Raw genomic sequence first — 16,063 nt, 5'->3', positions numbered from 1 at the left:
AAAATCACGCGGCTCCTGACCGAGCCGGGGGCCCATCGCACCCCTTGAACTGGGGGGGTGGGGCTCGTGGAGGGGACGTTGCCCTCCAAGCGCTGTGTCGGGCATACGAGCCCGGTGGAATTCGGCGCGCGAGTCGTGCGGGCATCCTGCCACCGATCACATGACACGGCGTCAGGAGCTTCGCTAGCATGACGGGATGGTGAGTTCGGGGAGCTTTGTGCGGCTTCCCGGACGAGGGCGGGCAAGGGGGCGATGTGATCACGGCTGAGCGGTTGCACCAGTGGAGAGTGGCCGAGCAGCCCTATTCGGACATCCTTGTGGTGCGCCGCTCACAGGCGCCGGCCGAAGCCAGTGGCAACCCACACACCGAGCGCCGGGCCAGTGTGCCGCCCGAGGCGGTCTCCGCCGCCGGCACCATCGACGCCCCGCCCGGTATGGACAACCTGCCGCTGAGCGTGACCGAGACCTTCGTGGGCCGGACCGGCGACGTGGCGGGCATCCGCCGGGCCCTCGCCATCGGCGAGGGGATCATCACTCAGCCGCAGACGCTGCACGGCCTGGGCGGGGTGGGCAAGACGTCGCTCGCACTGCGGTACGCCCGTGAGCATCGTTCCGACTACACCCTTGTCTGGTGGATCGTTGCCGAGAGCTGCGAGCAGGTGGACGCCGCCCTCGCTGATCTCGCGGTCTTCCTCCACCCGAGCTGGGCCCTCGGCGCGTTACCGGACCAGCAGACCGAGTGGGCGATCCTCTGGCTCCAGTCCCACGAAGGCTGGCTCCTCGTCTTCGACAACGCCGAGAGCCCCGCGGACCTCAACCCCTACCTCGGACGACTCCACGGCCACGGGCACCAACTCGTCACCAGCCGCCGCGCGGACGGTTGGCGCCCCAGTGCACAGCCGCTGCGTATCGACGTGCTGGCCGCGGGGCCTTCGGTGAGCCTGCTGTGCCGTCTGGCCATGCCCCGAAGGGAGCCGACCGGGGACGAGATCCGGGAGGCCGACGCCCTGGCCACGGAGCTCGGCCACCTGCCTCTGGCACTCGCGCAGGCAGGTGCCTATCTCCGGCAGACCGGCATGTCCTTCGCCACCTACCGAGCCCTTCTCGCACAGACGCCCACGGCGGTGCTGGACGCCTCCGGCGCCGGTCACGACGCCGACCGGACCATCGCCCGCATCTGGCGTACGACGCTCCGGACCTTGGAGCGGAGCGCGCCCCTGGCCGCGAGGCTGCTCCACACTCTTGCCTGGTACGCGCCCGAGGCCGTACCGCGTGCCGCTCTCTCGGTGCCGATGGAGACGGAGCCGACGGCCATCGGACCGTCGGCGATCGACGAAGCTCTGAGCCTCCTCGCCGGATACAACCTGATCACGCTCACCGATCAGGACATCACCGTGCACCGGCTCGTCCAGACCACGCTGCGCAGCCCGCTCCTGTCCGGCCCGACGCACGAATCCGACCGCTCCCTGCTGGAGACGGGCCGTGACTGGGCGGAGGCGGCCCTCCTGCGGTCCGTACCCGACGGCCCGCGCACCGAGCGGACGGTGCAGGCACGCTGGCAGGAGATCCTCCCGCACATCCAGGCACTGGCCGCCAACCGGCCGACCGGCCGGCGACCTCGCGAGAGCACCGTTCAGCTCTACGAGCGGGCGGCACGGGAGCTGATCGAGCGCGATCAGAAGATGCTTTCCGTCACGCTGATGGAGGCCGTCGTCGACGGCCTCACCCGGTTGCGGGGACCCGATGCCCGCGCGACGCTCGACAGCCGGGACACCCTCGCCGACGTGCAGAGCGCGGACGGCGATCCCCAGAAGGCGGTGCTGCTGTGCCGTGGCCTGATCGCCGACCGGGTCCGCCTGTTCGGCCTCGACGATCCGGCGACCCTCGCCAGTCGTCACACCTACGCGTACGCACTTCGCAAGGCCGGCGACCACCAGACGGCGGTCCGGGAGTTCGAGGCGGTCGTCGCCGACCGCACCCGTGTCCTCGGCCGGGAGCACACCGACACGCTCGACAGCCGTGACGGACTCGCCTACGCCCGTCAGATGGCGGGCGACCACCGGCGTGCGGTCATGGACTACGAAGCCGTGGTCGAGGACCGAACGGCCTTCTTCGGCGCCGACCACACATCGACGCTCGACAGCCGGAACAGCCTTGCCTACGCGTGTTCGGATGCCGGCGACCATCCTCGGGCCATCCTGCTGTACAAGGAAGCGATCACCGACCGGGCCCGTGTGCTCGGGGCCGACCACCCGGACACCTTGACCAGCCGTGGCTGGCTCGCGCATGCGCAGCGAGGGGCGAAGGACTACCGGTCGGCCATCGCCGGCCTCGAATCCATCGCGGCGGACCGCACCCGGCTCCTGGGCGCCGATCACCCCGACACGATCGGGATCCGGGCCGATCTCGCCGTCACACGGCAAAGGGCCGGCGATGCCGGCCGGGCGGTGCGGGAGCTCGAAGGCGTCGTCGCGGACCGGACGCGCGTCCAGGGCCCGGACCACCCGGCGACACTCGACGACCGCAGGAAACTCGCCTCCGCGTACCGGGCCCAGGGCGATCACAAGCGTGCGATCGGCGCGTACCGCAGTCTCGTGTCCGACCGCTCCCGCGTCCAGGGGGCGAGCCATCCGGCCACCCTGGACACGCGCGACAGCCTCGCCTTCGCGCACGTGGAGGCCGGGGAGTACGACCAGGCCGCGCGACTGTTCAAGGCACTGGTGTCGCACCGCACACGTACGCAGGGGGCCGACCACCCCGCCACCCTCGAAGCGCGTGACAGCGTGGCGTACACGTACCGGAAGGCGGGTGATCACGCCGAAGCCATGGCCTGGTGCGAGACGGTCATCGCGGACCGCGTCCGGGTGCTCGGCGCGGACCACCCCGACACCCTGGAGAGCCGCAGCACGCTGGCGTACACCCTGCGGCTCGCAGGACGGTGCGACGCCGCCGTGGCCGAGTTCGCCGCCCTCGTGGCGGACCGCGCCCGCGTCCTGGGCCCCGACCACGAGGACACGCTCAGCGCACGGATCGGCCTCAGTCACGCCCGCGACCTGGCCGGAGACATGACCGGCGCCGTCGCCGGCTTCGAGGAACTGCTCTCGGACTACACCCGTGTACTGGGTCCTGACCACCCCGACGTACTGAACATCCGCGCCTGGCTCGCCCTCTCCTACCGACGCGCGGGCGACCACAGGCGGGCGGCCGCCCTGGACGAGAGGCTCATAGAGGACCGGATCCGTGTCCAGGGCCCTCGGCATCCCGACGTGCTCAGTGCCCGGGAGTCCCTGGCGCTGACGTGGTACGAGGAAGGGGACGCCCGCCGTGCCGCGGAACTGCTCGGCGAGCTGGCCGAAGACCACAAGCGGGTCCTCGGGCAGGACCACTCACGCACGCTCCAGACTCGCGGATTCCTCGCTGTGGCCCACCGGAAAGCGGGTGACCACCGCCAGGCCGTCAGCATGTTCGAGGGGCTCGTCGAGGACTCCGCCCGTGTGCGAGGCGCCGACCACATCGACACCTTGTCGTGCCGCAACGAGCTCGGCTTCTCCCTTCAGAAGGCGGGTCGCTACGGGGCGGCGGTGCGGGAGATGGAGGCCCTGGTCGCGGACCGCACGCGGATCCAGGGCGCCGATCACCCGGCGACGCTGACGAGCCGCGCGAATCTCGCCTATGCGTGCCGGGACGCCGGTGACCACGCCCGTGCGGTCGCGCTCTACGAGGAGCTGGCCGCCGACTCCCACCGGGTGTACGGCCCCGACCACCCCACCACACTCCGGATGCGGCAGGACCTGGCTCTCTCCTGCGGGGCAGCCGAGGGTCACGCACGTGCGGCCCGCCTCCTGGAGGAGTTGCTGCGTGACCAACTCCGCGTGGCGCACCCGGATCACGCCGAAACGATGCTCACCCGAGAGCTTCTGGCCGGGGCATGGCTGTCTGCGCGACGGTACGCCGAAGCCCTTCGTGCCTACGAGGCGCTGGTCGCCGACCGGACACGGATCCAGGGCGCGGACCATCCGAGCACTCTGATCAGCCGCTCCAACTTCGCCTACACCTGCCGGCGTGCGGACGCATCCCGCAGCGCGGTCGCCGAGTACCGGCGGCTCGTCACCGATCTGACCCGGATTCATGGACCTCTGCACCCGAAGGTGCTCAACACACGCAGGGATCTGGCCGGTGCCGTCAACGCGGCCGGTGACCATCGGCGGGCGGTGGAGCTCTGGCAGGAGGTGTTGGCGGACCTCGTACGGGTGCAGGGCGAGGATCACTTCGATACCTTGCTCTGCCGCAACGGACTGGGCTTCTCCCTGCAGAGGGCGGGGCGCCACGGGGCGGCGGTGCGGGAGATGGAGGCCCTGGTCGCGGACCGCACGCGGATCCAGGGCGCCGATCACCCGGCGACACTGGCGAGCCGCGCGAATCTCGCCTATGCGTGCCAGGACGCCGGTGACCACGCCCGTGCGGTCGCGCTCTACGAGGAGCTGGCCGCCGACTCCCACCGGGTGTACGGCCCCGACCACCCCGACACGTTCGCACGGCGGGAACTGCAGGCGGACGCCCACCGCCTGGCCGGCGCCCACCACCGTTGTCTGGCCCTGTACGAGGACCTGGTGGCGGATCGCCGCAGGGTCCTCGGCGCGGACCACCCCGACACGCTCGCCACGCGGAAGTGGCTCGCCATCTCTCACCGCCGTGCCGGTCACCGCCCGCAGGCCCTCAAGTCGTACGTGGAGCTGTTGGCGGACGTCGAACGGGTGCAGGGCGCGGACCATGTCGACACACTGGGGTGCCGACGTGGACTGGCGATCACGCGTCGGCTGGTGGGTCAGTACGCGACAGCGGTGCGGGAGATGGAGGTCCTGGTCTCGGACCGTACCCGGCTGCAGGGGGAGGACCACCCGGAGACCCTGACGGGACGCGCCGACCTCGCTCTTGCCTGCCGGGACGCCGGTGACCACGCCCGTGCGGCCGCACTGTACGAGGAGCTGGCCGAGGACTCCCACCGGGTGCACGGCCCCGACCACCACTGCACCCTGCACGCCCGCAGCGCTCTTGCCCTGATCCTGGTTTCGCTGCCCGGCAGTTCCCCGGAGCACGCCGTCTCCTTGTGCGAGCGGTTGGTCGCCGACCATGTCCGGGCCCTCGGCGTCGACCACGACAGGACCCTCGCCAGCCGCGAACGGCTCGCCTACGTCCGTCTGCTGGCCGGCGACACCGGTCGCGCCATCGCCCTCTTCGAGGCCGTGATCGCCGACCGTTCAAGGGTCCTCGGCCTCGGGTATCCCGATACACCGGACGGTGTTGGTCACGCCCACTCGATGGGCCGGGACGCGCTGCCGACCGTGATCGCCTGCCGGGAGCCCATGCAGGATGTCGGCCACCCCACCGCCATCGACGCGCTCGCCAGGGCATATGGAGAGGCGGGAGACTGGGAGCGGGCGGCAGTGCTCCTCACGGCGGTCTCCTCCGGGCGTGCGCAGGTCCTCGGGCAGAACCACCCCGATACCCTCGAAAGTCGTACCGGCGCCTACTTCGCCCGCGTCGCCGCCGGTGCCGGCGACGGTCCCGTCGCCGGTACGCGCCTCACGGCCGACTGGGAGCGGGTACTGGGACACGGCCACCCCAGAGTCCAGGAGGTACGGGAACGGCTGGCCGCGGCCTACCCTTCGTGGACGATCAGACTGAGGCTCCTGGCCGGTGAGGTGAACGTCGGAGAAGCGGTCGACGTGGAGGTCCGTCTGGAACGTACCGGCAAGACGGACATCGAGCAGCCAGGATCCGACGAGGCGGACGTCCAGCGGTCCGAGGAGCCTTCGGAGCAGGAAGAGCCGTCATCGGCACAGCCGCTGCCTCTGCTGCTCCTGGTGGCCGCGACGCGCTCGGCCGCCACGGTGGAGCCCGCGATCGCCGAGTACGTGTCCGGAGGCCGGCCCGCCATCTTCGTGTTCACCGCGTCCGAACCCGGCGAGCACCGCCTGCGCCTCACCGTCTACGACCGTGACATGGGCGTCGTGCTCCAGGACGTCGAGACCGGCATCGACGTGACGGGCGACCCACGATCTCGTTCCGCTTCCGACATCCCTGGTACCAGGAGGAATTGAGCAGGTGGTCAAGGAACTCACGGTGGACGTCCTCCACAATCCTTCGCTCGATTTCACGGCGCTGCCCCCGCGACAGCGGCGTCCTGGCAGCCCGGTCCGTGCCAAGCAGCCCCTCGACCTCGTGGTGATGCTCCGTCAGCACAGTCCCGAGCGGCTGCATCTGTCGGCTCTCCTCACCAACAGCCGTACGCCACAACGCGGGACCCCCAATGCCTATCTCAACATCTCCGCGAGCGAGCTCCTCCAGGCAGCGGCCCGGCTCCGCACCGTGTGGAGCAGTCGGCTGGTGCACTACCAGCCCCGGGATGCGGACGGCATGCCCCTGGGCGGACACCTCTTCAGCGACGAGGTGGACCTCTCCGCGCACGCCGCACTCTCCCACGGCCTGACGGAAGATCTCGCCGATGAAGGGCAGCACCTCCTGGAACGCCTGTTGGAGGGAGCGGACCATCGGATGACCGAGCTGCGTGCCTTCCTGCTGGACACGCTCGCGGGACAGGAGGGCCTGCGCGTCTCGTTCGACTCGGACCTGCACCTGCCCTGGCCGATGCTGGCCGTCGAACCGCCCGACGGCGCCCCGCTCCTGCACGGATTCCTCGGCTACCGGCACCAGATCGAACAGACCGGTGCGCAGGCATTCCCCAGCACCCAGCGGGAGGCCCTGGCACGTCCCCTTCCCGTCACCAGCCTCAACACCGACGTCACGCTCGACACCGTCGGCCGAGCACCGGAAGTGCGCAAGCTGCTGGAGGAACGCTCCCAGCTCACCGTACGGACCGACTCGGAGGAGCTGCTGGGCGATCTCGCCGCCCCGGTGCTGCACGACGACATCATGTACTTCTGGTGCCACGGCGCATTCGTGGAGAACGGCTCACCGCACCCTCATCTGGCAGTCAAGCTCACCGACAGCCAGCCCATCGACGCCGATCTCGTCCTGCGGAAACGTCGCCGGCACACAAGCTCCGGCGATGCGCTCTTCCGCCCCTTCGTACTGCTCAACGCCTGCTACACGGGACAGACAGCGCCGGAGCCCGGGATCAAGCACCTGGGAGCGGCGCTGGTCAACCTGGGAGCGGACGGGGTGATCGGGCCACAGTTCGACATACCCCAGCTCTTCGCGTCCGAGTACGCCCTGGAGTTCCTGGGCCGGTATCTCAGCGGGGACAGCACGGCGGGCGAGATCGCGATGGGACTGGTCCGCTGGTACGCCGACCGGTTCCACAACCCGCTGGGCCTGGCGTACTCGGTGTACTGCGGCATCGACAGCAGACTGGAGAAGACCCGGTGAAACGGTCCCGACAAGCAGCCGGCGGGCTCGGCCACAGCGGCGGACCGGTGGTGGCGCCGGCTGTCGTCCACCTGGACGAGAAGGGCAGACTCCGCTCGTCCGCTTCCTCGGCGCCCATCCGCCCCGACCGGCTTGCGGAGCATCTCGCCCGCGAGTTGCGCGTCCCGGAGCAGGCGACGGATCTGTACGTGTACGCGCACGGCTGGCAGACCTCTCCGAGCGTGGCCGTGCGAAGCGCGAGCCGGCTGCTCCGGCAGGCCCAGGAGCTGACCACCGCACGTCCCGACCTGTATGCCGGGCTGGCGGGCGGGTACCGGCCTTGGTGCGTGGTCATCTGCTGGCCGTCCTCCAGCCTGCCCGGCCCCGCCGGCTACCGTCGCATCCGTGAACGCGCGCACGCGATGAGCGCCCCGGGAACCGGACAGGCCGCCCATGTCCTGGGGCACCTGCTGGGCTACCTGGACACCCATCGGACGGACCCCGGCGACCCGGCGGTGCTGAGAAACCGCAACGGGCAGTATCTGCACCTGCTCGGACATTCCTTCGGCGGGCGGTTCCTGTGCGAGGCGGTCCAGTGGGCGGCCGAGGCGCCAAAACGCCCTCGTGTCCTCGGCTGGTCCCACCCGGCCGACCCGCGTCGGCCGTTCACGGTGGACAGCGCCCTTGTCTTCCAGATGGCGGCGCCACGCAACAGCCTCGACACGATGTTCCCCACGCTCTTCGCAACTGACGACCGGCCCGCCGCTCCCCTGCAAGGCCCGCTTGCCCTGACCCACTCCCGTTGGGACCGCGCCACCGGTTTCTGGCATCTGAGGGCGGAGGGGGCTCCCGGCATCGGCCACTCCGGGGTGGGCACGACACCGGTGCCCCACTACCCCACGCGGATGCTCACCGTCGGCGAGCCGTACACGCGCGAACTGCTCGACCACCGCATCGTCGACATCGACGCGGGCTGGCGCTTCCGGGGCGGTCGGGTGAGCCGGCTGTCTCCGGCGGGGGCCCACTCCGACTTCCACCACCCCGAATCCGCCCACCTGCTGGCGAGCCTCGCATCCCTCTCCCGCTGAGGGCTGGAGCACCGGCTCGCGTCCGAGCGGTCCGCCGGAACTCAGGTGGCCGACCGACTGGCCAGGTACTCGGTCATGCCCTCGCCGGTGAGCGGGTAGTAGTCGGAGAGGCGTCCGCCCTCGTCGAGGCGGCGGCGCGCGAACGCCTCGCGGTCCTGGTGCAGCAGGGAGTCCTCGGCGAGCGGGATCGCGTTCCGCTGCGGCACGACGACGGCGCCGTCCTCGTCGGCGACGATCAGGTCGCCGGGCGTCACCAAGGAGCCGCCGACGCCGACAGGCACGTTGAACGCGGACGGGAACAGCTCGGTCTGCGAGGCGTAGTGCGGGGTGACGCCGGTGCACCAGATGGGCACGCCGAGCGCGCGGACCCGGGCCGCGTCCCGTATCCGTCCGTCCACCACGATCCCGGCGCCGCCGCGCAGCTTGAAGTAACGCACCAGCATGTCGCCGAGGCAGCCGGTGAAGTGGCTGCCGTGGGCCGAGACGACCAGCACGTCGCCGGGCTGGATGGATTCGAGGACCCCCCACAGCGCGGTCTTGCGCTCGATGTCCTCCTGCTCCGCCCCGTTGAAGACGTCCTCGCGCTGCGGCAGGAACTGCAGCGTCACGGCACCGCCGGTGATCTTGACGTCCGGTTCGCGGTGCAGCGGCACGGGACCGTCGATGAACGTGCGGGTGATGCCCATCTGATGCAGCTTCGCGCAGGCCGTCGCCGCACTCACGTCCTTGAGTGCTCCCACCATCTGTGAAGTGGGCCGTACGTAGGACGAGGTGTGGACCGGCGCTCGCATCGATTCATAGGTACGGGCCTCCTCCGTCCCACTGATGCGGGTCTCCCCCGTCGACGGCGCTTCCTGATCCCCTGTCGGGTGCATGCACTTGCCTCTCCGCGCGCTCGTCGCGCGCCACGCCAGTGACATCATCGCCTATCGATGGTAGATAACAGCCAATCGATTAGCGATGTCAATGCGTCAGGAGCCGTCCGTGACCGATGCTTCCACCGATTCCCCTGATTCCACCGGGTGGTTCGAGGCAGCGCGCTTCGGGTTCTTCGTCCACTTCGGTCTGTACAGCCTGGCGGCGCGGCACGAGTGGGTGCGCAGCCGGGAGGCCATGCCGCAGCAGGAGTACGACCGTTACCTGCACCGATTCGATCCCGATCTGTTCGACGCCGCACAACTGGCGCGTACCGCACACGAGTCGGGAATGCGCTACGCGGTACTGACCGCCAAGCACCACGACGGCTTCTGCCTGTTCGACTCGGCGCTGTCCGACTACACCTCGGTGTGCGCGGCAGGCCGTGACCTGGTGCGCGAGTTCGTCGAGGCGATGCGCGCCGAGGGCCTGCGCGTCGGCCTGTACTACTCGCTGCTCGACTGGCACCACCCCGACTTCACGGTGGACGAGCACCACCCGCTGCGCGGCACCGCGGCTGAGCAGGAGCCCCGTGACATGGCACGCTACCGCGCGTACATGGAGGGGCAGGTACGCGAACTCCTCACCGCCTACGGCCCAATCGACCTGCTCTTCTTCGACTTCACGTACCCGGAGAAGGGCCCCGAGGAGTGGGGTGCGGAGCAACTCCTCTCCGTCGTGCGGACGTTGCAGCCGGACACCCTCGTCAACGATCGGCTGGGCATGCCCGGCGACTACGTGACGCCCGAGCAGTACCAGCCCGACCGGCCGCTGGAGCGCGGCAGCGAGCGGGTGATGTGGGAGGCCTGCCACACGCTCAACGGCTCGTGGGGGTACGACCGCGACAACCACGACTACAAGGATCCTGCGCTGCTGGTCCGCATGCTGGTGCAGTCCGTCGCCTGCGGCGGCAACCTCATCCTGAACGTCGGCCCCACCGGCCGCGGCGCCCTGGACCCGCGGGCCCGCGCCACGCTCCGTGCCATCGGCGAGTGGACCGGGCCGCACGCACGGTCCGTGCACGGCGCGGGGCCGAGCGCGTTCGAGGCACCGGCGAACGCCCTGTACACGCAGTCGGGCCGACGTCTGTATCTGCACCTGCTGGCCTGGCCGCTCAAACACCTCCATCTGCCGGGACTCGCCGGACGCGTGCGCTACGCCCAACTCCTGCACGACGGTTCGGAGATCCGCTTCCACGAGATGGACGGCACGCGGCACGAGCACAACAACCTCGCGCCGCCGAGCCAGCCGGCGGGCACCCTGACCCTGACCCTGCCGATCGCCCGGCCCGACGTGCTGCTCCCGGTGATCGAGCTGGAGCTGGACGGGGAGGAGTGATCCTGTGGTGGAGTCATTGAGCGCGCTCCTTTCGGCGGTGCTGGGTCCGGACGGCGACCGGGAGCTGGAACGGTTGCTCGTCGATCCCGCCGGGCGGGTGGGGGTGCCCGATGCCACCTGTCGCGCCGTGTGGGACGCGGTCCCGGAACCCGTGCGGGAGCGGGTACTGACCGATGCGTCAGGGGAGTTGATGCGACCGGCACCGCTCCTGCACGCCGGGGCATGGGCCCGCGCCTTCCGCGACGGCGACCGCGGTGCGTACGAGGACGCGGCCTGGGGGCTCCAGGAGCGGGTGTCCCTGCTGACGCTGGCGGCCGTCCTCACCGGCGAGTCCGCGGACGCCACGGAGGTCCCCGGGGCCTGCCCGCATCTGGATGCCGCGATCGACGGGCTCGTGGCGTTCGCCGAGGCCAGCACCTGGTGCTGGGCGCCGCACGAGCGCTTCGCGGCGGAGCGCGGCGACCTCGTGCCCGATCCGGACGACCCCTACCTCGACCTGGGCGCCGCCGAGGTCGCCTCGCTGTTCGCCTGGGCGGACCATGCCCTGGGACCGCATCTCGACCGCCGGATGCCGGGGCTTCGGCGACGACTGCGCCGCGAGGTGGAGCGGCGGGTGCTGCTGCCCTTCGAACGCCGCCGGGACTGGCGCTGGATCGGCGCCGACGGCGGCGCCAACAACTGGAACCCGTGGATCCATGGTGCCGTGCTCGCCGCCGCGCTGCTGCTGCTGTGCGAGGACGACGCCCGACGCGCCCGCCTCGTCCGGCTGGTCGTCCGGGGCCTCGACCACTACGTGGCCACGCTCCCCGACGACGGCGGGATCGACGAGGGCATCGCCTACTGGTGGGTGGGGGCGTGCCGGTTGCTGGAGATCCTCGACCTGCTCGCCGAGGTCGGCGGGCCCGTACTCGACGCCCGCCGGGCACCTCTCCTCAGCAAGCTGCTGAGGTACCCGCAGCGCATGCACTTCGGCGACGACTGGTACGTGAACGTGGGCGACGCGCCCGCCCGGCTGACCGCCGACCAGCCCTGGCAGGTGCCGTTCCGCTGGGGCGCGCGGCTCGGGCAGCCGGAGACGGTGGCGCACGCATTGGCCGGAGCGCGGCGGCAGCACAGTGCCGCACCGCCGCGCGCGGGGCTCGGGCGTGCGCTGACCGCGCTGGCCGACGAACAGTGGTGCCAGGCGGTCACGGCCGACGAGCCGGGGCCTTCCGCGCCCTGGCTGGCCCGAGAATCGTGGCTGCCACGCCTGCAGCTCCTGGTGGCCCGAGAGACGGCGGCGTGCACGGACGGTCTCGCGCTCGCGGTGAAGGCGGGCCACAACGGCGAGCACCACAATCACCTCGACGTCGGCTCGTACTGGGTGGCGGCGCACGGGCGGCCCCTGGTGGTGGACGTCGGGCGGCCCACATACACCACGCAGACCTTCGGCCCGGACCGTTACGAGGCCTGGCCGTTCCGGAGCGGCTGGCACAACGTGCCCGAGCCCGGCACCGCGCAACAGCCTGGCCCCGCCCACCGGGCCCGGGACGTACGCGTCGAGCTCGGCCCCGACGCCACCGGGATGACCGCCGAACTGAGCGGTGCCTACCCACCCGGCACGCTCACCCGATGGGACCGGACGGTGCGCCTCGTCCGGGCCGACGGGACCGCTCCCCCGCACGTGAGCGTCGAGGACCGGTGGGAAGGGCGCAGGGAGAGCGTGGTCTTGCACCACGTGCTGGCCGGACACGTCGAGCACGGGGCCGGCTGGGCCACGGTCACCGCCCCTGGCGGGGAGGGGCTGGTGATGCACTGGGATCCCCGCGTCGCGGTCGCCTCCGTCGTACGCAAGGAGCTCGACGACCCGCAGCTGACGAGGAGTTGGGGAGACCACCTCACCCGACTGACGCTGACGGTCCGCGCCCCCGGCGACCAAGGCAGCGTAGCCGTGCGGTGGTTGCTCGCCGACGTGGCCGTCCGGCACCCGGAAGAAGGAACTCAGAGGTTTGCCGCAGCACTCTTGAAGAAGCGAGGTGCCACCCCTAGCATCAGCAATCGATAGACGATAGTCACGAAGGCGAGGGCCCCGCCCCGCCTCCACCGCATCGCACCACCCCCGCGAGCGATCCGCACCGATGACCGTCCGCGGCCCCCTCCCACCGCTGATCCGCCGGGAACGCCGCGGCCGAACATCAGCTATCGATTATTCACGACTACGCAACGGAGCGTGTCCCATGAGAACAATGTGGCGCCGTGCCTGCGGGCTCGCCGTGGCTCCCCTGGTGATGGCGTCGGCCGTCGCCTGCGGCGGCGGGTCCGACCAGGCCGCGGAGGGCACGACCCTCCGCGTCATCGTGAACATCACGCCGAACCTGACGGAGAAGTACTGGAACGACCTTTTCGACACGTACGAGAAAGCTCACCCCGGCGTGACGGTCAAGCTCGAACTCACCGGCACGATCTCGGCGGACGCCAAGCTCAGGCAGGACCTGGCCGCGGGCGATCCGCCGGATGTCGCCCAGCAGATCACGCCCAACGCCGACACCGCGTCGCTCTTCGCCGACCTGTCCGACCAGCCCTGGACCGCCAAGACCCCGCTGGCCGACCAGTACGCCGTCGACGGCAAGCACTACGTGGTCGGTGTGGGTGAGCAGATCCAGTCGCTCGTCTTCTACAACAAGGCGGCCTTCAAGAAGGCGCAGATCGACCCCGCCCGGATCCGTACGATGGATCAGTTCACCGTGGCCATGGGCAGCTTGAAGGACGTGGGTTACAAGCCGCTGCAGGCCGCCGGCCAGTGGGTCACCGGCTCCCAGTTCTCGATGATGGCCGACGCGGGTGTGCTCACCGCCGACCCCCAGTGGACGGCCAGGCGCAACGACGGCAAGGCCTCCTTCGCCCGGAGCAGCTACCTGCCCTACCTCCAGCACTACAAGAGCTGGATCGACAAGGGCTACCTGGACAAGAGCGCGCTCGGCCTCACCTACGCGGACGGCCAGACGGCCTTCCTGAACGGCAAGTCCGCCATGTACATCATGGGTTCGTTCTTCGTGCCCGCCGCGGACGCCACGAAGAAGAGCGACGACATCGGTGTGTTCACCATGCCGACCGACGGGGCTTACCCCTCCGGCCAGTTCGGCAACATCTCCAACCCGTACGTCGTGGTGAACAAGTCGCGCCACAAGGCCGAGGCGATCGAGTTCGTGAAGTGGGCGACCACCGACCCGAAGGCCATCAGGAGCCAGCTCGCCTCCGACGGCAATCTGCGCGAAGGCTTCACCTACCCGATGTCCAGCCTCGGTTCGTCCGTGCAGCAGATCCTGGACAAGGCACCGTCGGTGCTCGTGAAGTCCGGGAAGAGCCAGCCGATCGCCGGCTTCAGCGACGAGCTCAACAAGCAGGTCCAGTCCCTGTACACGGGCTCGTCCCCCGCGGGCGCCGCCGACGGATTGGACAAGTGGTGGAACTCGCAGGGCTGAAGCAGCGGCGCCGGGCACGGCTGCGGGACTCGGCCGTCTCCCTCGGGATGATGGGACCGGCCGTCCTGCTGTACACGGTGATGACCGTCGTGCCGGTGGGTGTCGCGGTGTATCTCAGCCTGACCGACTGGGACGGCTTCTCCACCGCCACGTTCACCGGGCTCGACAACTACAAGCACCTGTTCGACGATCCGAGTTCTTCGGATGCCTGGTACGTGACAGCGCTGATCGCCGTGGCCGGCACCGTCCTCATGGTGGGCCTGGGGCTCGTGTACGCGCTTGCCCTCAAGGGCCGATCGCGCACGAACTCCTTCTTCCGGGCCGTCGCCTACTTCCCGCACGTCATCAGCGCGCTGATCCTCGGATACCTGTGGGCGGCGATCCTCGGCACCAACGGTGCCATCAACAACACACTCGCCAAGTTCGGCATCGAACCGCTCGGCTTCCTCTTCGACGAGCAGTTCGCGCTGATCTCGCTGATCGCCGTGATCGTGTGGGCCGGATTCGGCTTCAACGTCGTCCTGTTCGTGGCCGCCCTGCAGACGGTGCCCGCCGAGCTGCTCGAGGCCGCGGCGATCGACGGCGCGTCCAAGCGGCAGATCAATCTGCGGATCGTGATCCCCATGATCGCGCCCGTGGTGACCGTGGCGACGATACTGAACCTGGTGGGGCTCATCCGGGCGTACGACATCGTGGTCAGCCTCACCGGCGGCGGTCCGGCCGGCTCGACACAGACGTTCACGTATCTCATTCTCGCCCGGTCCTTCGAGGGCACCAAGGTCGGATACGCGACCGCGCAGGCGGTGTTCCTGATGGTGGTGTCCGCCGTGCTCGCCCTCCTGGTGACGGCGCTGCGCAACCGTCAAGACCAAGCCGCGACAGGTTAGTTAGGAGCCGTTGGTGGTCGTACTAGAGGCAGAGGTCCGCGACAGGCCGAAGGCTTTGCCGGCCAAGGGTGACGACACGCGGCGCACGGAACGCAAGGAGCCCCGCTCGCCCGTGCGGTGGGGCCTGCTCGGTGTGCTCGTCGTCGTCATGATCGTGCCGATCTACCTGCTCGTGGTGAACGCTTTCAAGTCGCAGCAGGACATCCTCGACAACCCGTTCTCGATTCCGCTGAGCGGGCTGACCTTCGAGCACATGTCGGCCGCGATCAACAGTCCGCAGTTCAACGTCATCGGCGGCTACGGCTTCACGCTGTTCCTCGTCGTGGTCGTGGACGTGCTGTGCATCCTGCTCGCGGGCCCCGCCGCGTACGCGATAGCGCGCAGCCTCAAGCGGCGTACGCAGCTGGTGCTGCTGTACTTCCTGGCCGGCACCTTCATTCCGGGCGCCGCCGTGATCATCCCGGTGATCTATGTGCTGCGCGAGGTCGGCCTGGCCAACACCGTGACCGGTCTGGTCGCGCACGACGTGGCGTCCACACTGCCGGTGAGCATCTTCTTGTTCGTCGGCTTCATCCGCACCATCCCGGTGGACATCGATCACGCGGCGACGATCGACGGCGCGGGCCGGTACCGGACGTTCTGGGCCATCGTCTTCCCGCTGATGCGTCCCGCGGTCGTCACAGTGCTGATCCTCAACTCGATCGGGATCTGGAACGACTTCGTCTCCCCGCAGATCCTGCTCAGCCCGTCCTCCGGGCACTACACGGTCACGACGGCGATCTATGCCGGCATCAGCCAGTACTCGACCGACCTGACGAAGGTGTTCCCCAACCTTCTGCTCGCCGTCGCGCCCGTCGTCATCTTCTTCATCTACATGCAGCGCCACATCATCAGCGGTCTCACCGTCGGCGCGGTGAAGGGATGAGGCGTGAAGGGACGTCCGGGCCCGACGCACCCCGTCCGAGAAAGAGCCGAGAGAAGAGAAAGGAACTCCGAGTGCTGAGGA

At 69.8% G+C, this 16,063-nt stretch carries 9 protein-coding genes; 8 read left to right on the top strand and 1 reads right to left on the bottom strand.

From position 1 onward, the window contains the following. The first annotated feature begins 254 nt into the window (after positions 1–254). The 3 genes from fxsT to OG611_RS37830 are packed head-to-tail and all read left to right on the top strand — an operon-like array spanning position 255 to position 8,456. Entirely contained in the window at positions 255–6,101 is a 5,847-nt protein-coding gene (fxsT, locus tag OG611_RS37840) for an FxSxx-COOH system tetratricopeptide repeat protein (protein WP_266430840.1), read from the top strand. Between the two features lie 4 nt (positions 6,102–6,105). Continuing rightward, entirely contained in the window at positions 6,106–7,389 is a 1,284-nt protein-coding gene (locus OG611_RS37835; RefSeq protein WP_266430838.1) for a hypothetical protein, read from the top strand. Then, positions 7,386–8,456, top strand: a complete 1,071-nt coding sequence (locus OG611_RS37830; RefSeq protein WP_266430836.1) for a hypothetical protein — start codon at positions 7,386–7,388, stop codon at positions 8,454–8,456. Before OG611_RS37835 ends, OG611_RS37830 begins: the two co-directional genes overlap by 4 nt. A gap of 41 nt (positions 8,457–8,497) precedes the next feature. Here the strand turns inward: OG611_RS37830 and OG611_RS37825 are convergent, their stop codons facing one another. Then, positions 8,498–9,247: a ribonuclease activity regulator RraA gene (locus OG611_RS37825; protein WP_266430834.1), complete on the bottom strand. Its 750-nt coding sequence runs from the start codon at positions 9,245–9,247 to the stop codon at positions 8,498–8,500. Between the two features lie 193 nt (positions 9,248–9,440). Between OG611_RS37825 and OG611_RS37820 the strand changes: the two genes are divergently transcribed. The 5 genes from OG611_RS37820 to OG611_RS37800 all read left to right on the top strand — a co-directional run bounded on the left by OG611_RS37820 (position 9,441) and on the right by OG611_RS37800 (position 15,982). Further along, a complete protein-coding gene (locus tag OG611_RS37820) occupies positions 9,441–10,709 on the top strand; it encodes an alpha-L-fucosidase (RefSeq protein ID WP_323180324.1) in 1,269 nt (422 codons plus the stop codon). A gap of 4 nt (positions 10,710–10,713) precedes the next feature. After that, the gene (locus OG611_RS37815; protein WP_266430832.1) at positions 10,714–12,753 is read left to right on the top strand and encodes a heparinase II/III family protein; all 2,040 of its coding nucleotides are present in this window, start codon (positions 10,714–10,716) and stop codon (positions 12,751–12,753) included. 172 nt (positions 12,754–12,925) lie between these two features. Continuing rightward, the gene (locus OG611_RS37810) at positions 12,926–14,170 is read left to right on the top strand and encodes an ABC transporter substrate-binding protein (protein ID WP_266430830.1); all 1,245 of its coding nucleotides are present in this window, start codon (positions 12,926–12,928) and stop codon (positions 14,168–14,170) included. Beyond that, on the top strand, positions 14,149–15,057 hold the full coding sequence (locus tag OG611_RS37805; protein WP_266430829.1) for a carbohydrate ABC transporter permease: 909 nt from the start codon (positions 14,149–14,151) through the stop codon (positions 15,055–15,057). The genes OG611_RS37810 and OG611_RS37805 overlap by 22 nt, the downstream gene beginning before the upstream one ends. 13 nt (positions 15,058–15,070) lie before the next feature. After that, positions 15,071–15,982, top strand: a complete 912-nt coding sequence (locus OG611_RS37800; protein WP_266430828.1) for a carbohydrate ABC transporter permease — start codon at positions 15,071–15,073, stop codon at positions 15,980–15,982. Positions 15,983–16,063: the final 81 nt, after the last annotated feature.

This window comes from Streptomyces sp. NBC_01363 (assembly GCF_026340595.1).
Taxonomy (GTDB): Bacteria; Actinomycetota; Actinomycetes; order Streptomycetales; family Streptomycetaceae; genus Streptomyces.
This window is presented reverse-complemented; position numbering and strand designations above follow the sequence as displayed.

Excerpts from the sequence above, each read along its gene's own strand:
- OG611_RS37810 (WP_266430830.1), top strand. The coding sequence starts at position 12,926 with ATGAGAACAATGTGGCGCCGTGCCTGCGGGCTCGCCGTGGCTCCCCTG.
- OG611_RS37825 (WP_266430834.1), bottom strand. The coding sequence starts at position 9,247 with ATGCGAGCGCCGGTCCACACCTCGTCCTACGTACGGCCCACTTCACAG.